Source organism: Cupriavidus basilensis, from assembly GCF_000876015.1.
In the GTDB taxonomy this organism is placed as follows: Bacteria; Pseudomonadota; Gammaproteobacteria; order Burkholderiales; family Burkholderiaceae; genus Cupriavidus; species Cupriavidus basilensis_B.
This window is the reverse complement of the sequence record NZ_BBQM01000011.1, coordinates 115987-138079: the sequence shown is the minus strand read 5'-3', so window position 1 is coordinate 138079 and position 22093 is coordinate 115987. Positions and strand designations below refer to the sequence as shown.

Sequence of the window (22093 nt, the reverse complement as noted above, 5' to 3'; positions counted from 1 at the left end):
TGCCCACCCCTTCCGGAACCGCATCCAACCCAATGGGAGCCTTAAGCCACCTCCGCGTCCTCGACCTGACCCGCGTTCTCGCCGGGCCGTGGTGCGCCCAGAACCTTGCCGACTTCGGCGCCGACGTGATCAAGATCGAGCGCCCCGGCGCCGGCGACGACACCCGCACCTGGGGCCCGCCCTGGCTGCAGGACGCCGACGGCCGCGACACCGCCGAAGCCGCCTACTATCTGGCCGCCAACCGCAACAAGCGCTCCGTGACCTGCGACATCAGCACGCCGGAAGGCCAGGACGTGGTGCGCGCGCTGGCCGCGCAGAGCGACGTGGTGCTGGAGAACTACAAGGTCGGCCAGCTCAGGAAGTACGGCCTGGACTACGCGTCGCTCAAGGCGGTCAAGCCCGACCTGATCTACTGCTCCGTGACCGGCTTCGGCCAGACCGGCCCCTACGCGGCGCGCCCCGGCTACGACTTCATCATCCAGGGCATGGGCGGCTTCATGAGCCTGACCGGCGAGCGCGACGACCTGCCCGGCGGCGGCCCGCAGAAGGCCGGCGTGGCCATCTCCGACCTGATGACCGGCCAGTACGCCACCATCGCCGTGCTGGCGGCGCTGGCGCACCGCGAGCGCACCGGAGAGGGCCAGTACATCGACATGGCCCTGCTCGACGTGCAGGTCGCCATGCTGGCCAACATGAACACCAACTACCTGGCCAGCGGCGTGGCGCCCAGGCGCTGGGGCAATGCCCACCCGAACATCGTCCCCTACCAGACCTTCCAGGCCGCCGACGGCTGGATCATCGTGGCGGTGGGCAACGACGGCCAGTTCCGCAAGTTCGTCACCGCGGGCGGGCGGCCCGAACTGGCCGACGACGCGCGCTTCGCCACCAACCCGCAGCGCGTGGCCCAGCGCGACGTGCTGGTGCCGATCCTGGCCGAGATGGTCAGGCCGCGCACGCGCGCGCAGTGGATCCTGGACCTGGAAGCCGCCGGCGTGCCGTGCGGCCCGATCAACACCCTGGACGACGTGTTCGAGGATGCCCAGGTCAAGGCGCGCGGCCTGCGCGTGGACCTGCCGCACCCGAGCGCCGGCGAGGTCAAGCTGGTCGGCAGCCCGATCAAGATGAGCGCCACCCCGCCCGAGGCCGTGCGCCACCCGCCGCTGCTGGGCGAGCACACCGACGCCGTGCTGGCGGACATGCTCGGCTACGGCGCGGAGCAGATCGCCGCGCTGCGCGCGAAGGGCGTGCTGTGATGCGGCGGGCCGCGGCAAGCAAGCACGCGCAAGAGACCTGACCCGCGCGCGCCGCCGGCCGGCGCCTGCCCACCCACGAGAGGAGTTTGGATGCTGACCGACGCCCTGCTGGCCTTCCTGCACTTCACCTTCATCTTCCTGCTGATCGCGCTGATGACCGCCGAGGCGGTGGTGCTGCGCCCCGGCATCACGCCGGCCACGCTGCGGCGGCTGTCGATCTACGACCTGGTCTATTTCCTGTCCGCCGTGGCGGTGCTGGCCAGCGGCCTGCTGCGCCTGTTCTTCGGGGCCAAGGGCGTGCAGTTCTACCTGCACAACCCGTGGTTCCACGCCAAGATGACGGTGTTCGTGGTGATCGCGCTGTGCTCGCTGCCGCCCACCTTCGCCATCCGCCGCTGGCGCCTGCAGGCCGGTGCGCAGCCGGACTTCGTGCCCGACGCGGCGGACCTGAAGACGGCGCGCCGCTGGGTCATGATCGAGGCGCACCTGCTGATCCTGCTGCCGCTGTGCGCGGTCATGATGGCGCGCGGCATCGGCATGCGGTAAGCCACTTTCCTCCGTACCACGCCAACCCATGCGCTTTTCCCTGTTCAAGCAACGATGCGCCGCGGCGCTGCTGGCCGCCGGCGCCCTCGCCATCCCGGGCGCGATGCCGGCCGCGGCCGCGCCGGCCTATCCCGCCAAGCCGCTCAAGTTCGTCGTGCCCTACCCGGCGGGCGGTCCGCTCGACACCGTGGCGCGCGCCATCGGCGACAAGCTCAAGGACAGCCTGGGCCAGCCCGTGGTGGTGGAGAACCGTCCCGGCGCCGGCGGCAACCTCGGCGCCGACTACGTCGCCCGGCAGCCGGCCGACGGCTACACCATCGTGATGGGCGCGGTGGCCACGCATGCCATCAACCCGACGCTGTTCGCCAGGATGCCGTACGACCCGGTCAAGGACTTCAGCCCCGTCACGCTGGTGGCCGACGTGCCCAACGTGCTGGTGATGCACCCCGGCAAGGCCGCCGCCCTGCACATCACCAGCCTGCGCGAGCTGGTCGAATACGCGCGCAGGAATCCGGGCAAGCTCGACTACGCCTCGGGCGGCAACGGCAGCGCGGGCCACCTGTCGGGCGAGCTGTTCAAGAGCATGGCCCGGGTCAGCATGGTCCATATCCCGTACAACGGCGCCGCGCCGGCGCAGTTGTCGGTGCTGTCCGGCCAGACCGACATGATCTTCGACAACCTCGCCTCGGCCGCGGCCAACATCAAGGCCGGCAAGCTCAAAGCGTTCGCCGTGACCACCGCGGCGCGCGCGGCCGCCTTCCCGGAGCTGCCGACCATTGCCGAGGCCGGCAAGGGCCTGGGGCTGGAAGGCTTCGACATCTCCACGTGGTTCGGCGTGTTCGCGCCGGCCAATACGCCGCGCGAGATCGTCGAGCGGCTCAACCACGACATCGTGGCCATCCTCAAGACCGACGACATGAAGGCCCGCCTGGCGCGCATCGGCGCGCAGCCGGCGCCGGGCACGCCGGAGCAGTTCGGCGCGCTGGTGCAGCGCGAGCTCAGGAAGTACGCGCAGATCGTCAAGGCGTCCGGCGCCAAGGTCGACTGAGCGTGGACTGAAGGTGGATTGAACGCGCCCGGGCGGCGCGCTCAGTCCTGCTGCGCCACCGCGCCGCGCGCCGCGCGCGGCAGCAGCAGCCCGACCTGGATGATGCGCGGGCCGTCCATGCGCGTCACGGTCAGCGCCAGGCCGCCGATCTCCACCGTATCCCCCTCCACCGGCGGCGACGTGAACGCCGCCTGCATGGCGGCCTCCAGCGTCATGGCCGCCTGCGCGGCGGTCAGGTCGCGCGTGCCGTACAGTCCCGCCACGTCGCGCAGCATGGCCTCGCCGCTCAGCAGGAAATCGTGGCTGGCCTTGCCCCAGGCCGGCGCCGGGGCCGGCTTGTGGAACAGCAGCGCCAGCGTCGGCACGCTGGTGCCCGGCGCCAGGATGGAAACCGCGTCGCCGGCGCGCAGCACGGTCTGCTCCGGCGCCGCCAGCGCCCGTTCGCGCACCACCGTGAGCAGGCGGCAGCGCGGCGGCAGTTCGAGCTGGTCGGCGCGCAGGTGCTCGGCCGGCGAGCCGGCCTGCACCGCGAACTGCATCACTTCGAGCGCCGGCGCATGCGTGCCGTGCAGGCGCGCGCGCGCCAGCGGCTCGGGGTAGGCCGGCCGCAGCACGCGGGCCAGGCGCGCCGCGAACTTCACCGTGGTGCCCTGGAGCAGCAGGCTGGCCAGCACCACCGCGAAGGCCACCCGGAACAGCAGGCCCGATTCGGGCAAACCTTGCAGCAGCGGGAACAGCGCCAGCACGATCGGCACCGCGCCGCGCAGGCCCATCCACGCCACGAAGCCCTTCTCGCGCGCGCTGAAGCGGAACGGCAGCAGCGCCAGCCAGACCGCGGCCGGGCGCGCCACCAGCATCAGGAACACCGCCACCGCCGCGGCCGGCCCGGCCACTTCCCAGATCCGGTGCGGCGCCACCAGCAGGCCCAGCAGCAGGAACATCGCCGACTGCGACAGCCACGCCATGCCGTCCATCGCGCGCATGGTGTCGGCGCTGACCGCGCGGTCGCGGTTGCCGACCAGGATGCCGGTCAGGTAGACCGCCAGGAAGCCGCTGCCGCCGGCGCTCTGCACGATGGCGAACACCATCGCCCCGCCCGAGCACAGCAGGATGGCCTGCAGGCCCTCGGCCACGCGGATGCGCTCCATCACGTTGGCCAGGCAGTAGCCCAGCCCCGCGCCCAGCAGGCCGCCCACGCCGAACTGCACCACCAGCCGCCACGCCAGCGCGCCCGCGCTCAGCCCGGCCGGCGCGCCGATCCATTCGATCAGCGTGAGGGTCAGGAAGATCGCCATCGGGTCGTTGATGCCCGACTCGATCTCCAGCACGCTGGCCACGCGCTCCTTGAGGCGGATGCCGCTGGTATTGAGCAGCGAGAACACCGCGGCGGCGTCGGTGGAGCCGACGATGGCGCCCAGCAGCAGGCCCAGCTTCCAGTCGATCTCCAGCATCCAGGCCGCGAACAGTCCCACCGTGCCGGTGGTCACCAGCACGCCCACGGTGGCCAGCGACAGCGACGGCCGGAGCGCCACGCGGAACGTGGCCAGCCGCGTGCGCAGGCCGCCGTCGAGCAGGATCACCGCCAGCGCCAGGTTGCCGACCAGGAAACTCAGCCAGGTATTGGAAAAGCGGATGCCGCCCGGGCCGTCGACGCCGGCCAGCATGCCCACCGACAGGAAGACCAGCAGGAACGGCACGCCGAGGCGCGCCGAGAAGGCGCCCACCACAATGCCCAGGGACATCACGACGGCGCCGATCAGGATGACATGGTCGATGCTTTCCAAAGCGGCTTTCCTTTTTTAGTGCGGTGCCGCATTGCCCACACGCCACGGACGGGCGCGCCACGGCAGGGGCAGCGGACGATGATAGCGCAGCGCCCCGATGGCCCTACCGCGCGGCCCCGCGCAAGGCCCGACGCGAGGCCCGCCGGCGCCCCTTCATATGTCTCCTAGGGAGATACCCGCAGATTGACCATTTCACAAGACATCCGAAAGGTAACTGAAAGGTATTCCCCTTACTTTCCTCCCTGCCTGTGGCAGCCCGGCTTTCGCCCATCGTTTTTGTGCGACGCAGCATGCGCCAGCCGCCCGGATTCCAAGCAGATATATCGAGGAGAATCATTTTGCGCATACGTAGCCAAAAGGACTTTGCCTCCGGCCTGATGTTCATCCTGGTCGGATTCGGCTTTTCCTGGGTCGCACGCGGCTATTCCATGGGGACCGCGGCAAAGATGGGACCGGGATACTTCCCGTTCTGGCTCGGCGTCGTGCTCGCCCTGCTGGGCGCGCTGGTGCTGTGGAGCTCGCTGTCTTCCAAGACGGAAGAGGACCAGCTGGCCCGCTGGGACATCAAGACGCTGCTGTGGATCCTGGGTTCGGTGGTGCTGTTCGGCCTGCTGCTCAAGCCGCTCGGCATGGTGCTGTCGGTACTCGTGCTGGTGCTGGTGTCCTCGATGGCCAGCCATGAATTCAGCTGGAAGGGCGCGGTGCTCAACGCCATCGTGCTGGTGCTGATCAGCGTGGGCGCCTTCGTCTACGGCATCAATCTTCAGATGCCGGTGTGGCCGGCATTCTTGGCAGGTTAAGGAGACGGCCATATGGAACTAATCGCCAACCTGGGCCTGGGCTTCTCGACCGCCCTGACCCTGCAAAACCTCGCCTACGCCTTCCTCGGCTGCGTGCTGGGCACCCTGATCGGCGTGCTGCCGGGCCTGGGGCCGCTGGCCACCATCGCCATGCTGCTGCCGGTGACCTACACGCTGCCCCCGGTGGCCGCGCTCATCATGCTCGCCGGCATCTACTACGGCGCGCAGTACGGCGGCTCCACCACCGCCATCCTGGTCAACCTGCCCGGTGAATCGTCGTCGGTGGTGACCACCATCGACGGCTACCAGATGGCGCGGCGAGGGCGAGCGGGGGTGGCGCTGGCCACCGCCGGCCTGGGCTCGTTCTTCGCCGGCTGCGTGGCCACCCTGATCCTGGCGGCGTTCGCCGCCCCGCTGTCGGAACTGGCCTTCAAGTTCGGTCCCGCCGAGTACTTCTCGCTGATGGTGCTGGGCCTGATCGGCGCCGTGGTGCTGGCTTCGGGCTCGCTGGTCAAGGCCATCGCCATGATCGTGCTGGGCCTGCTGCTCGGCCTGGTCGGCACCGACGTCAACTCGGGCGCGGCGCGCTTCTCGTTCGACGTGCCCGAACTCACCGACGGCCTGAACTTCGTCTCGGTGGCGATGGGCGTGTTCGGCTTCGCGGAGATCATCGCCAACCTCGAGCAGAAGGAAAACCGCGAGACCTTCACCGACCACATCACCAACCTGTTCCCGACCAAGGCCGACTTCAAGCGCATGATCCCGGCGGTGCTGCGCGGCACCGCGCTGGGCTCGGCGCTGGGCATCCTGCCCGGCGGCGGCGCGGCGCTGGCCTCGTTCGCGGCCTACTCGCTCGAGAAGAAGACCTCCAAGTTCTCGCACGAGTTCGGCAAGGGCGCCATCGAAGGCGTGGCCGGCCCCGAGTCGGCCAACAACGCCGCCGCGCAGACTTCCTTCATCCCGCTGCTGACGCTGGGCATCCCGCCCAACGCCGTGATGGCGCTGATGGTGGGCGCCATGACCATCCACAACATCCAGCCCGGCCCGCAGGTCATGACCAGCAATCCGGCGCTGTTCTGGGGCCTGATCGCCTCGATGTGGATCGGCAACTTCATGCTCATCATCCTGAACCTGCCGATGATCGGCATCTGGGTGAAGCTGCTCAAGGTGCCCTACCGCTACCTGTTCCCGGCCATCCTGACGTTCTGCTGCATCGGCGTGTACTCGGTCCAGAACACCACCTTCGACGTGTTCCAGACCGCGGCCTTCGGCGTGATCGGCTACCTGTTCATCAAGCTCAAGTGCGAGCCGGCGCCGCTGCTGCTGGGCTTCGTGCTGGGGCCGATGATGGAAGAGAACTTCCGCCGCTCCCTGCTGCTGTCGCGCGGCGACTTCACCGTGTTCGTGACGCGCCCGCTGTCGCTGGGCCTGCTGATCGCCGCCGCCGTGCTGGTGCTGATCGTGGCGCTGCCGTCGATCAAGAACAAGCGCGAGGAAGCGTTCCAGGAAGAATAAGCCGGCAACGGCGCGGCGGACCGCCGCAACCGCAAGACCTTCGAAAGGGTGCCGCGAGGCACCCTTTTTTCATGGCCGGGCCCCCGCCTCGCCGCCGAACGACGCCATGCACGCCTCGCGCACCACCGCCGTGACATGCCGGCGCGCGTGGTCGCGCCGCTCCAGCATGCCGACGGTGCGCAGCACCGGCGCGCCGCCGGCTTCCAGCGGCAGGATGCGCAGGACTTCGTCGTCGCGCCAGCGCGCGCGCCGCAGCAGCGGCACCACGGTCACGCCGACTTCCTGGCGCACCAGCTCGACCAGCGCCTCGATCGAATTCAGCTCGAGGAATTCGTTGACGCGCAGATGGGCGCGGCGCAGCGCGCGCTCGACCAGCATGCCGGTGCGCTGGCCGCGGTCGAAGCGCAGGAAGGGGTTGGCCGCGAGCGCTTCGCGCGCGCTGGCGCCGGGCATGCCGAGGCCGGCGATGGCCACCAGCGGCTCGCGGTAGAGCGGCGTCCACACCAGCGTGCCGGGCAGGCGGCCGGCGCCTTCCACCAGCATGGCGGCGTCGAGCTCGCCGGCTTCCACCTGCGCGGCCAGGTCGATCGACTTGGCGCCCACCAGGCGCACGTCCAGCGCGGGGTAGGCGCGCTTCATGCGCGCCACCACGTGCGACAGGCCGCCCATCACGGAGACCACGGCGCCCACCGCCACCGCGCCGGCCATCGCGTCGGGCGCCTCGGGCGGCAGCCGCATCTCGCCGTAGAGCGCCAGCATGCGGCGCGCCTGCGGCAGCAGCTCGCGCCCGCCGGCGTTGAGCACCACCACCCGGCCGCCGCGGTCGAACAGCTCGCGCCGCAGCTCCATCTCCAGCGCGCGCATCTGCAGGCTGACGGCGGCCTGCGTGAGCGCGACCTGCTCGGCGGCGGCGGCGAAGGAGCCGTGCTCGGCCACGGCGACGAAGGTACGCAGGAAACGGATGGTGCTCATGGAATGGGACCTCGGCAGGAGGCTTTCCCGCCACGCTGATACTTAAGAAAATCTTGAGACACAAGAAAGAAATATTAGCTTTCATTACGATGGGGCGCACGGAATAATGAAGCGACACATCACCGCCACATCGGCGGTGTAGCGCGCGCGGCCCCGCCGCGAGCCGCATCGCCTGCCTTCCCGATCCGGAGATCATCATGAAACACTGGCTGCGCCTGCTGGGCACGAGCCTGGCCACGAGCCTGGCGCTGGGCGCCGTCCCGGCCTTCGCCGACACGTTCCCGAACAAGCCGATCCGCCTGATCGTGCCGTTCCCGGCCAGCGGCGCCACCGACCTGCTGGCGCGCGCGATCGCGCAGAAGGTGGGCAGCAACATCGGCCAGCAGATCGTGGTGGACAACCGTCCCGGCGCGGGCGGCGCGATCGGCTCCGACATGGCGGCCAAGGCGCCGGCGGACGGCTACACGCTGCTGATCGCCACCACCAGCACGCACTCGATCGGGCCGTACATCAACACCCACCTGCCCTACAACACCGAGACCGACTTCACGCCGATCGGCGAGGTGGCCATCGCCACCAACGTGCTGGTGGTGCCGAACGCCCTGCCGGTGAAGAACGTCAAGGAACTGATCGACTACGCCAAGAAGCATCCCGGCGAGCTGAACTACGCTTCGAGCGGCAACGGCACCGTGGTGCACCTGACCGCCGAGGCCTTCAAGGCGCAGGCCGGCGTGTTCATCACCCACATTCCGTACCGCGGCACCGCGCTGGCGGTGCCGGACCTGATCTCCAACAAGGTGCAGGTGCTGTTCGACAGCATCGTCTCGGGCCTGCCGCACGTGAAGGACGGCAAGCTCAAGGCGCTGGCCGTGACCAGCCTGAAGCGCTCGCCGCTGGCGCCGGAGATCCCCACCGCCAGCGAATCCGGCCTGCCCGGCTTCGAGTCCGACACGTGGTTCGGCATCTATGGCCCGAAGGGCATGCCGGCCGACCTCGTGAACCGCCTCAATGCCGAGTTCAACAAGGCCATCCAGGCGCAGGACGTCAAGGACCGCCTGGCCAAGCTGGGCGCCGAGCCGGTCGGCGGCACGCCGGCGCAGTTCGCCGCGATGGTCAGGAAGGACAGCGCGCGCTGGGGTAAGCTCATCAAGGACCGCAAGATCACCGTCGAATAAGAAAGACGCACAAGAAGCGGCGGCGCGCCCATGCGCGCCACGCGAGCAACCGAGACAAGCCATGCAGAATTTCAACTGGACCAACCCCTATCCCTCCGTGCGCATCCCGCTGTTCGCGCGCAACGTGGTGTCCACCTCGCACCCGCTGGCGGCGCAGGCCGGCCTGCGCATGCTGCTCAAGGGCGGCAACGCGGTAGACGCGGCCATCGCCGCGGCGGCGGCCATCACCATCGTCGAGCCGGTCTCGTGCGGGCTGGGCAGCGACGCCTTCGCCATCCTGTGGGACGGCAAGGAGCTGCACGGCCTGAACGCCTCCGGCGTGGCGCCGGCGGCGTGGAACCCCGACTACTTCAAGAACAAGTACGGCGTGGACGCCAACGGCATCGCCAAGCGCCCGGTGCGCGGCTGGGACGCCGTCACCGTGCCGGGCGTGATCGCCGGCTGGGCCGCGCTGCACGAGCGCTTCGGCAAGCTGCCGTTCGCCGACCTGATGGAGCCCGCCATCGAGATCGCCGAGCGCGGCTACGCCGTGCCGCCGGTGGTGGCGCACAAGTGGGCCGCCGCGGTGCCCGAGCTGAAAGACCAGCCCGGCTACGCCGAGGCCTTCATGCCCAACGGCCGCGCGCCCGCCGTGGGCGAGAAGTTCACGCTCAAGGCCGCCGCCGACACGCTGCGCAAGATCGGCGCCACCAAGGGCCGCGCCTACTACGAAGGCGAGATCGCCGAGCGCATCGCCGCCTTCAGCAAGGAGTGCGGCGGCGCCATGACCGCCGCCGACCTGCGCGACTACAAGCCCGACTGGGTCAAGCCGATCAGCAAGTCCTACCGCGGCTACGAGATGCACGAGATCCCGCCCAACGGCCAGGGCATCGCCGCGCTGATGGCGCTGGGCATCCTCGACCAGTTCGACCTGGCCGCGCTGCCGGTGGATTCGGTCGAGTCGCAGCACCTGCAGATCGAGGCGATGAAGCTGGCCTTCGCCGACCTCTACCGCTACGTGGCCGACCCGCGCAGCATGGAAGTCACGCCCGAGCAGATGCTCGACGACGCCTACCTCAAGTCGCGCGCGAAGCTGATCGACATGCAGCGCGCCACGCATTTCGACTTCGGCATGCCCAAGGTGGGCGGCACCATCTACCTGAGCGCCGCCGACGAGAACGGCATGATGATCTCGTTCATCCAGTCGAACTACATGGGCTTCGGCTCCGGCGTGGTGGTGCCCGGCACCGGCATCAGCCTGCAGAACCGCGGCGTGGGCTTCTCGATGGACCCGAAATCCGCCAACGTGGTGGCCGGCGGCAAGCGCCCGTTCCACACCATCATCCCGGCCTTCCTGACCAGGGGCGGCCAGCCGGTCATGAGCTTCGGCGTGATGGGCGGCGACATGCAGCCGCAGGGCCACCTGCAGACCGTGGTGCGCATGGTGGACTACAACCAGCAGCCGCAGGCCGCCTGCTGCGCGCCGCGCTGGAAGGTCAACCGCGATTTCACGCTCGACGTGGAAGCCAGCATGGACCCGGCCGTGGTCGCCGGCCTCAAGGCGCGTGGCCATCAGCTCAAGTCGGTCGACGACCCGTACATGGACTTCGGCTCCGGCCAGTTCATCTGGCGCCTGTCGGACGACGCCGACCACGGCTACGTGGCCGCCAGCGACAGCCGGCGCGACGGACAGGCTGTGGGGTTCTGAGGTTGCGCGGGTAGTGTTGGAGCATCCTGCAACAGCACACTTGCCGCCTGTTTGCTCCCCTCTCCCACGTCGTGGGAGAGGGGAGCAAACCTTTGGCAACCGGCGATACGTCGGCGACCCGGCTCCCGTCAACGGGACGCTTTCCTGCGCGCCAGCGTAGAAGTGTCCGCAACTGGCCTGCCCGGCTTCGGCACGACTGTGCATGGCGCGCGCGCGCCGGCGCCGTAGACTGTGACGTCCGCCATCCACGGCCCGGCGCCCTCCTCCGGAAAATACATGACCACCTACGCCTACCGCCTGCTCAACGTGTTCGCCGAATCGACCTTCGGCGGCAACCCGCTGTGCGTGTTCGAAGACGCGCGCGGCCTCGACGACGCCACCATGCAGGCGCTCGCGCTGCAGTTCAACCTGTCCGAGACCACCTTCATCCTGCCCTCGGCGCAGGCCGCCGCCCAGGTGCGCATCTTCACGCCCGGCTACGAGATGCGCTTCGCCGGCCATCCCACGCTCGGCACCGCGCACGTGGTGCGCGAGCTGGCCGGCGCCGGCGATGCGTTCTCGCTCGAATTCAAGGCCGGGGTGGTGCCGGTCACGGCGCAGGGCGACGTCTGGACCTTCACCGCGCCGCACGCCGGCGCGCCGCGCACCGCGCCGGCCGGGCTGCCGGACGCGCAGATGGCCGGCCTGCTCGGCCTGGGCGAGGCGGACCTGCTGGCGCCGCCGATGTGGGTCGATACCGGCGCCGACCAGTTGCTGGTGCCGCTGCGCAGCGTGGACGCCGTGCACCGCACCCAGCCCGACAGCAGCCGGCTCGAGGCATGGCCGCAGAGCAGCCTGGGCCGCAAGACCGCCTATGTGTTCGCCTTCGACCCCGCCCAGCCCGGGCGCGTGGTGTCGCGCTACTTCTTCACCAAGCAGGGCGGCGGCGTGGCGGAAGACCCGGGCACCGGCTCGGCCTGCGCCAACCTGGGCGGCTGGCTCATCGCCAGCGGCCGCGCGCTGCCGGCCAGCTACCGCATCGACCAGGGCGAGGCCGTGGGCCGGCCGTGCGCGCTGCACCTCGAGGTCACGGCCGCGCGGGCCATCCGCGTGGGCGGGCGCGTGATCGAGTTGGGCCGCGGCACGGTGACGCTCTAGCATGTGACGCCGCGGCATCCGGCGCGGCCGCCGCGCGCCGGCCAGGCCTGGACGGCGCCGGATTGCGGTACAGTCAGGTTTCCTCGCAAAAGAACCCCGCGCGCGCCGCCCGGCGCCCGAGCCATGAATCCCTACGCCATCACCACGCTGGCCGAGCTGGAGGCCCGCTACGGCGACGCCGGCGAAGCCTCGCTCGCCAAGGAAGTCGACTATCTGCATCCGCACTACCGCGCCTTCATCGAGGCCGCGCCGCTGTGCCTGCTGTCCACCGTGGGCGGCAAATACGCCGAGTGCTCGCCGCGCGGCGACGCGCCGGGCTTCGTGCAGGTGCTCGACGAGCGCACCCTGCTGCTGCCGGACCGCCGCGGCAACAACCGCATCGACAGCCTGCGCAACATCGTGGCCGATCCGCGCGTGGGCCTGCTGTTCGTGATCCCCGGCGTCAACGAGACCATCCGCGTGGCGGGCACCGCCACCATCTCGGTGGACCCGGCGCTGATCGCGCGCTGCGTGGTCGACGGCAAGGCGCCGGCCACGGTGCTGGTGATCGCCATCGAATCGGTGTTCTTCCAGTGCGCCCGCGCGCTGGTGCGCTCGAAGCTGTGGGCGCCCGAGACGCAGGTGGCGCGCGACCGCCTGCCGAGCAACGGCACCATCCTCGCCACGCTGACGCGCGACGCCATCGACGGCACCGCCTATGACGCGGCCCAGCCCGCCCGCATGCGGCAAACCCTGTATTGACGACTCACACTCCGGTCACGCCCACATGTACCTGCCTTCTCACTTTGCCAGCACCGAAGCCGACGCCATCGACGACGTCATGCGCGGCTACCCGTTCGCCACCCTGGCCGGCAACGACGCCGACGGCGTCCCCTTCGCCACCCACCTGCCGGTGGTGGCCGAGCGCACCGGCGACACCTGGCGCATCGAGGCACACATGGCGCGCGCCAATCCGCACTGGCGCTGGCTGGAGCAGACCCCGCGCGCGCTGCTGGTGTTCCAGGGCCCGCACGGCTACGTCTCGCCCGCGCTGTACGACCAGAAGCTGTCGGTGCCGACCTGGAACTACGTGGCGGTGCACGTCTACGCGGAAGTCACCACGCTCCACGACGCCGCCGACAAGGACGCGCTGCTCAAGCGCCTGATCGCGCAGCACGAGCCGGACTACGCCGCGCAGTGGCGCGGCCTGCCGGAGGACTTCCAGCAGAAGATGCTGGGCGCCATCGTCGGCCTGCGCATCGTGCCGACGCGCGTGGAGGCCAAGTTCAAGCTCAGCCAGAACCGGCCCGCCGCCGACCGCGAGCGCATCCTGGCCGCGCAGCGCGCCGGCACGCCGCTCGAGCGCGACATGGCGCAGTGGATGGCGCGCATGACCGGCGCGCAGGGCTAGGCGCGCGGCAGCCACGCGGGCGCGTGCGTGCCGAGCGGCACCGAAGGCAGCGCCCAGCGCGCGGGCGTCTGCGACAGCCGCGCCGCGTGCGACACCACCGTCAGTTCGCCAAACCCGGACGGCATGGTCTCCAGCAGGTCCCGCACGTCCTCGAAGCGCTGCTCCGGCTGGCGCAGCCCGCCCTCGACGCGGCCCAGGCCGCGCAGCCACTGGCCGGTCTGCGCCAGCGACACGCGCACGTGCCAGCTGCCGCCCTCGGTGGCGCGGCGGTATAGCGCGGCCATCACGCCGAGCGCCAGCAGGTAGCCGGCGGCGTGGTCCAGCGCCTGGGCCGGCAGCGGCAGCGGTTCCGCGCTGCCGGCCGCCTGCGCCTCGGCATGGTTGAAGCCGGTCGCGGTCTGCACCAGCGAGTCGAAGCCGCGCCGGCCGGCCCACGGCCCCACGTGGCCGTAGGCGCTCAGCGTGGCATAGACGATGCCGGGCCGCGCGCGCGCGGCGGCTTCCGGCCCCACGCCGAGTTCGGCCAGCCCTTGCGGGCGGTAGCCCTGCACCAGCACGTCGGCGCCATGCAGCAGCTTGTGCAGGGCGCGCTTGTCGTCGGGGTCGCGCAGGTCGAGCTGGCAGGAACGCTTGCCGCGCCCGGTGTCGATCACCAGCGGCGCGATGAACGGCAGGTGCGCCGCCGTGACCAGCAGCACGTCGGCGCCGTGCGCGGCCAGCGTACGCCCGGCCACCGGGCCGGCGATGATGCGGGTGAAGTCCAGCACGCGCACGCCGGCCAGCGGCCGGGCGCTCTCCGCCGGGAAAGCCGGCAAGGGCTGCGGCGGCGCCTCGCCGATGCGCTCGAGCACGAGCGGCGGCAGCCCGCGCAGGGCCTGCCCCTGCGGATGGCGGTCCCAGGCCTCGAAGCTGCGCAGGGCCGCCACCACGAGGCCGGCCTCGGCGGCGGCGGTCTCGAACGCCTCGGCCTCCCATTTCGACAGCGCCGACCCGACCGCGGCCGGGTCGGGGCCGCAGCCGAGCAGGCGCAGCACGCCGTCGCGATGATGCGGGAAATTGGTGTGCAGGCGCACCCAGCCGCCGTCGCCGCAGCGGTAGAGGCCGCCGGTCCGGTCGCGGAATTCCGGCGCCGGCGCGCCGTTCACGCGCAGGTAGCGCTCGCTGCGGAACTCGGCCGCGGCATGGCGCATGTCCACCGCGACCTGCTGCGCGCCGCCGCCGCGCAACTGCCACAAGGCCGCCGCGGCCAGCGCCGCGGCGCCGATGGCCGCCTGCGCCGCGGTGCCCACGGCGAACGAGGAAGGCAGCACCGGATCGGCGCCGGCAAGCCGCAGCGCATCCGGCGCGGCGGGCGGCAGCCCGGCGGCCTGCCAGAGCCCGGCCACGGCTTCCTGCGGGGTCGGGCGGGCGGCTGGAGTGACGGTCGAGGCGGGCATGGCGGCAAGGCTCCCGGAAAAGTGGATGGCGTTGACTCCATGCTAGGCCGAGCCGGACGTCTTGGGGACGTCTTGGGGACGTTTTAGGGCCGGTTCGAGGTCTCCCGGAGGCCCCGTTTTGGGGTCTTTTGCCGTCTTTTGCCACGCGCTCCGGCCACCGCCCCCCATCCGCGCGCCGGGTTTCCACGATGCGCCGCGCAGGCACGGTAAAATCACGCGACCCGGCATTCCGCCATGCAATCGAGCAGCGCGGCGGGCCGCGCGCCGCTTCCCGGCGCGCGGCCCGCGCCTGCTGACGTAACCGCCCTCCGGCGCAACCATGAGCCACGACCCCAAAGCCAACGACAGCACCCCCGCCGCATCCAATTTCCTGCGCAGCATCATCGACCAGGACAACAACGCCGGCACCTATGCCGGCCGCCAGGATGCGCAGGGCCAGCCGTTGCCCACCGTCATCACCCGCTTCCCGCCGGAGCCCAACGGCTACCTGCACATCGGCCACGCCAAGAGCATCTGCGTGAACTTCGGCCTGGCGCGCGACTACGGCGGCCGCTGCCATCTGCGCTTCGACGACACCAACCCGGTCAAGGAAGACACCGAATACGTCGATTCCATCATCGACGCGGTGCACTGGCTCGGCTTCAGCTGGGACGCCACCGGCGCCGACGGCAGCAAGCAGCCGCACCTGTACTACGCCAGCGACTACTTCGACCGGCTCTACGCGTTCGCCGAGAAGCTGATCGAGCGCGGCGTGGCCTACGTCGACAGCCAGAGCGCCGAGCAGATCGCCGCCAGCCGCGGCGACTTCTCGCGCCCGGGCACGCCTTCGCCGTACCGCGACCGCGCCGCGGCGGAGAACCTGCAGCTGTTCCGCGACATGCGCGACGGCAAATACGCCGACGGCGAGCACGTGCTGCGCGCCAAGATCGACATGAGCGCGCCCAACATCGTGATGCGCGACCCGGTGATCTACCGCATCCGCCACGCCCATCACCACCGCACGGGCGACAAGTGGTGCATCTACCCGATGTACGACTTCACGCACTGCATCTCGGACGCGCTGGAGAACATCACCCACTCGCTGTGCACGCTGGAGTTCGAGAACAACCGCCCGCTCTACGACTGGGTGCTGGCCCAGCTGCGCGAATGCGGCGTGTTCCGCGACCCGCTGCCGCACCAGTACGAGTTCGCGCGCCTGAACCTGACCTACGCCATCACCAGCAAGCGCCGCCTGCTGCAGCTGGTCAACGAGCAGCGCGTGGACGGCTGGGACGACCCGCGCATGCCGACCATCGTGGGCGTGCGCCGGCGCGGCTACACGCCGGAATCGATCCAGACGTTCTGCGAGCGCATCGGCGTGGCCAAGTCCGACAGCTGGATCGACATGAGCACGCTCGAAGGCGCCGTGCGCGACGACCTCGACGCGCGCGCGCCGCGCAGCGTGGGCGTGCTGGACCCGCTCCGGCTAATCCTCGACAACTACCCCGAAGGCCAGAACGAGGAATGCTCGGCCCCGGTGCACCCGAAGCAGCCCGAGCTGGGCCGCCGCGTGTTCCCGCTCTCGCGCGAGCTGTGGATCGAGCGCGACGACTTCAGCGAAGCGCCGCCCAAGGGCTATTTCCGCCTGTTCGCGCCGAAGGACGGCAACCCGGGCAGCAAGGTGCGGCTGCGCTACGGCTACGTGATCGAATGCACGGGCGTGGACCGCGACGCCGACGGCAAGATCGTCGCCGTGCACGCGAACTACCTGCCGGACACCAAGAGCGGCACGCCGGGCGCGGACAGTGTCAAGGTCAAGGGCAACATCCACTGGGTCAGCGCGGCGCACGCCTACGAGGCCGAGGTGCGCCTGTACGACCGCCTGTTCAGCGACCCCAACCCGGATGCCGGCGGCAAGAATTTCCTCGATGCGCTGAACCCGGACTCCAAGAAGGTGGTCACAGCCTATCTGGAGCCGGGCCTGCAGCAGGCCGCCGCGGAGGACCGCTTCCAGTTCGAGCGCCACGGCTATTTCGTGGCCGACCGCGTCGATTCGAAGCCGGGCAAGCCGGTCTTCAACCGCATCGTCGGGCTCAAGGACAGCTGGGGCAAATAAGCGCATGCAGACCATCACCTTCCCGCTCGAGGGCGAGCACATCGCCCTCAACGACCTGCTCAAGGTGGCCGGCGTGTGCGACAGCGGCGGCGCCGGCAAGGCCCTGGTGGCGGCCGGCGAAGTCTCGGTCGACGGCGCCGTGGAATCGCGCAAGACCGCCAAGATCCGCGCCGGCCAGGTGGTCAGCGTGGCCGGCGTGAAGATCCGCGTGGTGGCCGCCTGAAGCGCGCCGCGCGGGGGCTTGCCTGGCGGGCCCCCGCGCGGGACATGACGACTGAGGAAATACGATGCCAATCGCATTCTGGTGCGTACTGCTGGCGGGCATCCTGCCCGCGACGACGGTGGCCATCGCCAAGGCCGGCGGGCGCGGCTTCGACAACCACGACCCGCGCGGCTGGCTGGAGCGGCAGGCCGGACGCGCGCGCCGCGCCGACCTGGCGCACCGCAACCACTTCGAGGCCTTTCCGTTCTTTGCCGCGGCGGTGCTGTCGGCCACCTACCTGCATGCGCCGGCGGCGCGCATCGACGAACTGGCGCTGGTCTTCATCGCCGCGCGCGTGCTCTACACTGTGTGTTACCTGGCGGACCGCGCCACGCTGCGCACGCTGTGCTGGACCGTGGGCTTCCTCTCGGTGATCGGCATCTTCCTGCTGCCGGTGTTCGTCCACTAGCGCCGCCCGGCAACCGGCCGGTTCACCAGAGAAGAGGCCCGCGCCATGCCGAAGCTTCCCGCCTTCACGCGCGCGCTGTGCCTGCTGGCCGCGCTGCCCTGCGCGGCGCAGGCCGCCCCCGCCGACTACGCGGTCGATCCCACCCACACCGCGGTCTACTTCGCCGCCAGCCACTTCGAGCGCACCTCCGTGCGCGGGCGCTTCGGCAAGATCGACGGCCGCATCAGCTACGACGAAGCCACCGGCGCCGGCGGCATCGACTTCACGGTCAATGCCGATTCGGTCGACTCGGGCAACCGCACGCTCGACGGCATCCTGCAGTCGGCGCAGTTCCTCGACGCGCAGAACTTCCCCGTGGTGCGGCTGCGCGCCAGCCGCTTCATCCGCGACGGCGAGCGCCTGGCGGCGGTGGAGGGCGAGCTGACGCTGCACGGCGTCACCCAGCCGGTGCGGCTCGAGGCGCAGCGCTTCAGCTGCGGCGAGATCTCGCTGTTCGGCATCAGGCGCCACGTGTGCGGCGGCGACTTCCGCGCCGTGATCTCGCGCAGCGCGTTCGGCATGACGCGCTTCCTGCCCGACGTCGGCGACGCCGTGACGCTCTCGATCTCGGTGGAGGCCTCGCCCGGCAAGCCGGCCGAGTGATCCGCCGGGTGACAGGCGCGCCATTCGCGCCGCGCCGCTCGCCGCGCAACATCGCCGGATGTCGCCGGATGTCGGCCAAGGGACACCTTGGCGCCCGCTTTCTTCTGTAAAATCAGCGGTTTGCGGTTTTTCGGCCGGCCCTTTCCTCCTGGCTTCCCGGCCCTTGCCTGAACGGGGACGATTGACAAGATGACGATGATCGACGTCGGCGACGTGGTGGCGGCCTCGCTGGCCGCGGCGGGCGCCTGCCTGGTGTGCAGCATTCCCGCGGCCTTCCTGCGCCGCTTTCCAGCGTGGGCGCTGCGCACCTACGGCCGGCGCGCGCTGCTGGCGCCGCTGCTGACGCTGGCGGTGGCAAGCTGGCTGGCGGGGCTGGCCATGTCCGGGCAGATCGACACCCCGGCCGGCCATGCGATGGTGGTCGCGGCGGCCTTCCTGTGCCTGCAGCTGGCCGCGGCGCTGCTGCGTTTCTACCTCGGCGAATACCGCAAGACCCGCTGAGGCAAGCCCGTTTGAGGCAAAACGCCGCGAGCGCGCCCCGGCGCTGCGCGATCGGGGCCGGCGGCACGGCGATCGCGCCCGGCATCGCCGCGCGCGCCGTGGGAGCGGCCTGAGCGGCGCGCCCGCGGATTCACGTATCATGCGGCCTTTCGCCTTGCGCGCCACGCCGTGCGGCCCCGGTGCGCGGCGCCCGTGCACCACCCCTGCACCACCCCATTGCGCAGCAACCTCACATGGCTCTCAAATCCACCATCTACAAGGCCGAGCTTTCCGTGTCCGACATGGACCGGCCGTATTACGGCAGCCACGCGCTGACCATCGCCAAGCACCCGTCGGAAAACGACGCGCGCATGATGGTGCGCCTGCTGGCCTTCGCCTGCGAAGCCAGCGAAGCGCTCACCTTCACTCGCGGCCTGGACGAGCCCGACGAGCCGGACCTGTGGGAAAAGACCCTGACCGACGAGATCGAGCACTGGATCGAGCTGGGCCAGCCCGACGAGTCCCGCCTCAAGCGCGCCGCGGCGCGCGCGCGCCGCGTGACCGTGTTCACCTACAATGGCGCAAGCGCGCGCGAATGGTGGAAGGGCATGGCGGGCAAGGCCGGCAAGCTGCGCAACGTGACCATCTACAATGTGCCGGCCGAAGCGGTGGACGCGCTCGCCGCGCTGGCCCAGCGCGCCATGCGGCTGTCGGTGACGATCCAGGACGGCGAGATCTGGGTCAGCGACGACGACCACAACGTGCGCATCACCCTCGACGTCCTGCAGCGCGCGGCGGGCTGAGCCCGCGCGGCGCCGGCATCGCCAGCACCACCAGCACGCACCACCAGCACCATCGCGCAGTACCCCGTTCGCCCGGGACCGCCAGCCACGCGCGGGCGGCCCCGGTACCGTGACACTCCCTGAGACACTACAAGGAAGCCAATCATGAATACGACTCCCTCCGGCCTGCAATACGAAGACACCGTCACCGGCGAAGGCGCCGAAGCCACCGCCGGCAAGCATGTCACGGTGCACTACACCGGCTGGCTCTACGACAACGGCCAGGCCGGCCGCAAGTTCGACTCGAGCAAGGACCGCAACGACCCCTTCGTGTTCCCGCTGGGTGCCGGCCACGTCATCCGCGGCTGGGACGAAGGCGTGCAGGGCATGAAGGTCGGCGGCACGCGCCGCCTGGTCATCCCGGCCGAGCTCGGCTACGGCGCGCGCGGCGCCGGCGGCGTGATCCCGCCGAACGCCACGCTGCTGTTCGAGGTGGAACTGCTGGCGGTCTGAGCGCCGGCCAACGCCGCGCAGTAAAAAAGGGACGCCCGCGGGCGTCCCTTTTTGCTTCCGGGCGCCGGCCGCGGTCAGAAGCTGATAGCGGCGTTGCCCACGTCGACACGCACCTTGTCGCGGTCGAGCAGGCGCGCGGCGTGGCGCGCGTAGTCCTGGGCCCAGGCGGCGTCGTCGGCGAAGCGCTGCTCGCCCGAGAACTTGGCCACGTTGAGGATCTTGTCGATCACCAGCACCTTGCCCACCGGGCTGGAAGCCTGGCAGTCGAGCTCGGCGTATTCGCGGTCGAACCAGCGCCAGCCAGCCTCCTCGGTGACGGCGGCCAGTTCGGCGTCGCCGATGGTGAAGCCGAATTCCTTGCCGGTGCCGAAGGCCACCGTGAGCGTGCGCGCCATAGCCTGTTCTCCTGGGTTGATGCGGTATTGTAAGGACTTGTCCGGCGCCGCCGCCACCGTGCGCGGTCAAGTCCGTGCGATTTCGCCGGCCCCGCCGCCATGCCGACCGTTGTCTGCCGCACACAGCCAGTTGAGCGTTGCGGCGATTTCTGCCTGCCATGTGGTTTCCTTGCCGCCTGAAACGCAGCTTTGGATTATGCTTGCAGGCATGGCCATCACCCGACAAGATCTCGAAACGGATCGGCTGCGTGCTTCTCTTTGCAGCACGCCGGTGGCTTCCTCGCTACTCCCGGAAGCCGCATTCGAAGGCTCCCTGCGCGCCACGCTGGACCAGCGCCCGGACACGCCCGCGCTGGCCGGCGATGTGTGGGTGTTCGGCTACGGCTCGCTGATCTGGAACCCGATGGTGGTGCACACCGACCGCCAGCTGGCCACCGTGCACGGCTACCACCGCGGCTTCTACCTGTACTCGCGCATCAACCGCGGCACCTGGGACAGCCCCGGCCTGGTGCTGGGGCTCGACCGCGGCGGCTCGTGCCACGGCGTGGCGTTCCGCATCCCCCATGACATGATCGAGCAGGAATTCCGCCTGCTGTGGCGCCGCGAGATGCTGACCGGCGCCTACCACCCGCGCTGGCTCAACGTGAAACTGGCCGGCAGCGCGCCGCAGCCGGCGCTGGCCTTCGTCATGAACCGCGGCCACGAAGCCTACGCCGGGCGCCTGCCCGACGAGCGCGTGGTGGCCTGCCTGCGCCACGCCGCCGGCCTGTACGGCCCGGCGCGCGAATACCTGCAGCAGACCCTGCTCGGGCTGGCCACCAGCGGCGTCGACGATCCCTATCTCGGCCGGCTGTGGCGCCAGTTGCAGGACACCGATGCCGCAAGCGGGCCTGCCGCCGGCACGGCCGCCTGATCCGGACCTATCCAGGAATCCACCCGATGCCGCGCCCCGCCGCCCGCCCCCGCCGACTGGTACTGGCCGAAGTGCTGGGGCTGACCGGGCTGCTGATGGGCGGCGCGCTGCTGGCCGGCCCGGGCGGATCGAGCCTGGCGGCGCGCCCCGCCGGCGGCGCGGCGTCCCATGCCGCGTCCCGCTCGCAGGCACCCGCGGGCACCGCGGCGTCCGGCCCGCGCGAGGGCGTGGGCGCGCTCGATCGCAACCTGATCGCCGCGGCCATGCAGGGCGACCTCGAACTGGTCAAGCGCCTGCTTGCCGCCGGCGCCTCCGCGCAGGCCACCGACGAGCGCGGCCGCAGCGCCTTGCTGGTGGCGGTGGACAGCCGCCACACCGAGGTCGCCAAGACCCTGGTGGCGGCCGGCGCCAACGTCAACCGCAAGGACATCGACGCCAACAGCCCCTTCCTGCTGGCCGCCGCCACCGGGCAGCTCGAGGTGGTGCAGCTTTCGCTGGCGCACGGCGCCGACCTCGCCAGCACAGACAGCAACGACAGCACGGCGCTGATCCTGGCCAGCCAGCACGGCAATACCGAGGTGGTGAAAGTGCTGCTCAAGGCCGGCGTGCCGGTCGACCACGTCAACCGGCAGGGCTGGACCGCGCTGCTGGAAACCATCGTCATGGGCGACGGCAGCGCGCGCTACGAAGACACCGTGCAACTGCTGCTCGACGCCGGCGCGGACGCCAACCTGGCGGACCGCGACGGCACCAGCCCGACGCGGCACGCGCGCGAGCGCAGCTACAAGACGATGGTGAAGATGCTGGTGCGCGCGCGCGGGCACTGAAGGCCGCCCCGCGCGCGGCGGGCGTCAGGCGG

23 protein-coding genes are annotated in these 22093 nt (G+C 70.6%); 19 read left to right on the top strand and 4 right to left on the bottom strand.

Annotated features, from left to right (window positions below):
- Nucleotides 1-32 precede the first annotated feature (32 nt).
- The 3 genes from KF708C_RS06935 to KF708C_RS06925 all read left to right on the top strand — a co-directional run bounded on the left by KF708C_RS06935 (nt 33) and on the right by KF708C_RS06925 (nt 2847).
- On the top strand, nt 33-1253 hold the full coding sequence (locus KF708C_RS06935) for a CaiB/BaiF CoA transferase family protein (RefSeq protein WP_020206516.1): 1221 nt from the start codon (nt 33-35) through the stop codon (nt 1251-1253).
- Between the two features lie 90 nt (nt 1254-1343).
- Nucleotides 1344-1799, top strand: a complete 456-nt coding sequence (locus tag KF708C_RS06930) for a DUF2214 family protein (RefSeq protein ID WP_020206515.1) — start codon at nt 1344-1346, stop codon at nt 1797-1799.
- A 28-nt stretch (nt 1800-1827) separates the two neighbouring features.
- Nucleotides 1828-2847 carry a tripartite tricarboxylate transporter substrate binding protein gene (locus KF708C_RS06925; protein WP_370552790.1) on the top strand — a complete coding sequence of 340 codons (1020 nt, stop codon included), beginning with the start codon at nt 1828-1830 and terminating at the stop codon, nt 2845-2847.
- A 41-nt stretch (nt 2848-2888) separates the two neighbouring features.
- On the opposite strand, the gene KF708C_RS06920 is transcribed toward KF708C_RS06925, so the two are convergent.
- Nucleotides 2889-4631: a potassium/proton antiporter gene (locus KF708C_RS06920; RefSeq protein WP_059411292.1), complete on the bottom strand. Its 1743-nt coding sequence runs from the start codon at nt 4629-4631 to the stop codon at nt 2889-2891.
- 338 nt (nt 4632-4969) lie between these two features.
- Between KF708C_RS06920 and KF708C_RS06915 the strand changes: the two genes are divergently transcribed.
- Together KF708C_RS06915 and KF708C_RS06910 are read left to right on the top strand one after the other, a co-directional pair.
- A complete protein-coding gene (locus tag KF708C_RS06915; protein WP_029044352.1) occupies nt 4970-5431 on the top strand; it encodes a tripartite tricarboxylate transporter TctB family protein in 462 nt (153 codons plus the stop codon).
- A gap of 12 nt (nt 5432-5443) precedes the next feature.
- A complete protein-coding gene (locus tag KF708C_RS06910) occupies nt 5444-6946 on the top strand; it encodes a tripartite tricarboxylate transporter permease (protein ID WP_059411291.1) in 1503 nt (500 codons plus the stop codon).
- A gap of 69 nt (nt 6947-7015) precedes the next feature.
- Here the strand turns inward: KF708C_RS06910 and KF708C_RS06905 are convergent, their stop codons facing one another.
- Nucleotides 7016-7918 carry a LysR family transcriptional regulator gene (locus KF708C_RS06905; protein WP_059411290.1) on the bottom strand — a complete coding sequence of 301 codons (903 nt, stop codon included), beginning with the start codon at nt 7916-7918 and terminating at the stop codon, nt 7016-7018.
- Between the two features lie 197 nt (nt 7919-8115).
- Between KF708C_RS06905 and KF708C_RS06900 the strand changes: the two genes are divergently transcribed.
- The 5 genes from KF708C_RS06900 (at nt 8116) to KF708C_RS06880 (ending at nt 13307) form a co-directional block, all read left to right on the top strand.
- Complete coding sequence (locus KF708C_RS06900) at nt 8116-9093, top strand: Bug family tripartite tricarboxylate transporter substrate binding protein (protein WP_020206906.1); 978 nt, start codon at nt 8116-8118, stop codon at nt 9091-9093.
- 61 nt (nt 9094-9154) lie between these two features.
- Nucleotides 9155-10780 carry a gamma-glutamyltransferase gene (gene ggt / locus KF708C_RS06895; protein ID WP_020206905.1) on the top strand — a complete coding sequence of 542 codons (1626 nt, stop codon included), beginning with the start codon at nt 9155-9157 and terminating at the stop codon, nt 10778-10780.
- Between the two features lie 276 nt (nt 10781-11056).
- On the top strand, nt 11057-11917 hold the full coding sequence (locus KF708C_RS06890; protein ID WP_059411289.1) for a PhzF family phenazine biosynthesis protein: 861 nt from the start codon (nt 11057-11059) through the stop codon (nt 11915-11917).
- 123 nt (nt 11918-12040) lie between these two features.
- Nucleotides 12041-12658, top strand: a complete 618-nt coding sequence (locus tag KF708C_RS06885; protein ID WP_020206903.1) for a pyridoxamine 5'-phosphate oxidase family protein — start codon at nt 12041-12043, stop codon at nt 12656-12658.
- 25 nt (nt 12659-12683) lie between these two features.
- Nucleotides 12684-13307, top strand: a complete 624-nt coding sequence (locus tag KF708C_RS06880; RefSeq protein WP_020206902.1) for an FMN-binding negative transcriptional regulator — start codon at nt 12684-12686, stop codon at nt 13305-13307.
- On the opposite strand, the gene KF708C_RS06875 is transcribed toward KF708C_RS06880, so the two are convergent.
- Nucleotides 13304-14743: a CoA transferase gene (locus KF708C_RS06875; RefSeq protein WP_059411288.1), complete on the bottom strand. Its 1440-nt coding sequence runs from the start codon at nt 14741-14743 to the stop codon at nt 13304-13306. The two genes, KF708C_RS06880 and KF708C_RS06875, sit on opposite strands and share 4 nt — an antisense overlap.
- Before the next feature lie 319 nt (nt 14744-15062).
- Here KF708C_RS06875 and KF708C_RS06870 point away from each other — a divergent pair, with 319 nt between their 5' ends.
- From KF708C_RS06870 to KF708C_RS06840, 7 genes are all read left to right on the top strand, one after another.
- Nucleotides 15063-16838, top strand: a complete 1776-nt coding sequence (locus KF708C_RS06870) for a glutamine--tRNA ligase/YqeY domain fusion protein (RefSeq protein WP_020204583.1) — start codon at nt 15063-15065, stop codon at nt 16836-16838.
- 4 nt (nt 16839-16842) lie between these two features.
- Nucleotides 16843-17061 carry an RNA-binding S4 domain-containing protein gene (locus KF708C_RS06865; RefSeq protein ID WP_006159028.1) on the top strand — a complete coding sequence of 73 codons (219 nt, stop codon included), beginning with the start codon at nt 16843-16845 and terminating at the stop codon, nt 17059-17061.
- Nucleotides 17062-17125: 64 nt separating this feature from the next.
- Nucleotides 17126-17509 (top strand): MAPEG family protein, encoded by a 384-nt coding sequence (locus KF708C_RS06860; RefSeq protein WP_059411287.1) that lies wholly within the window; start codon nt 17126-17128, stop codon nt 17507-17509.
- 45 nt (nt 17510-17554) lie between these two features.
- Nucleotides 17555-18151: a YceI family protein gene (locus tag KF708C_RS06855; protein ID WP_020204585.1), complete on the top strand. Its 597-nt coding sequence runs from the start codon at nt 17555-17557 to the stop codon at nt 18149-18151.
- 189 nt (nt 18152-18340) lie between these two features.
- The gene (locus tag KF708C_RS06850; RefSeq protein ID WP_020204586.1) at nt 18341-18652 is read left to right on the top strand and encodes a hypothetical protein; all 312 of its coding nucleotides are present in this window, start codon (nt 18341-18343) and stop codon (nt 18650-18652) included.
- 233 nt (nt 18653-18885) lie between these two features.
- Nucleotides 18886-19434 carry a YaeQ family protein gene (locus tag KF708C_RS06845; RefSeq protein ID WP_020204588.1) on the top strand — a complete coding sequence of 183 codons (549 nt, stop codon included), beginning with the start codon at nt 18886-18888 and terminating at the stop codon, nt 19432-19434.
- Nucleotides 19435-19578: 144 nt separating this feature from the next.
- Entirely contained in the window at nt 19579-19926 is a 348-nt protein-coding gene (locus KF708C_RS06840) for an FKBP-type peptidyl-prolyl cis-trans isomerase (RefSeq protein WP_020204589.1), read from the top strand.
- A gap of 74 nt (nt 19927-20000) precedes the next feature.
- Here KF708C_RS06840 and KF708C_RS06835 read toward each other — a convergent pair whose 3' ends face one another.
- Nucleotides 20001-20321, bottom strand: coding sequence for a hypothetical protein (locus tag KF708C_RS06835; protein ID WP_059411286.1), 321 nt, complete (start codon nt 20319-20321; stop codon nt 20001-20003).
- Between the two features lie 208 nt (nt 20322-20529).
- Between KF708C_RS06835 and KF708C_RS06830 the strand changes: the two genes are divergently transcribed.
- On the top strand, nt 20530-21234 hold the full coding sequence (locus KF708C_RS06830) for a gamma-glutamylcyclotransferase (protein ID WP_059411285.1): 705 nt from the start codon (nt 20530-20532) through the stop codon (nt 21232-21234).
- Between the two features lie 26 nt (nt 21235-21260).
- Nucleotides 21261-22061, top strand: a complete 801-nt coding sequence (locus KF708C_RS06825; RefSeq protein ID WP_082079461.1) for an ankyrin repeat domain-containing protein — start codon at nt 21261-21263, stop codon at nt 22059-22061.
- Nucleotides 22062-22093 lie beyond the last annotated feature (32 nt).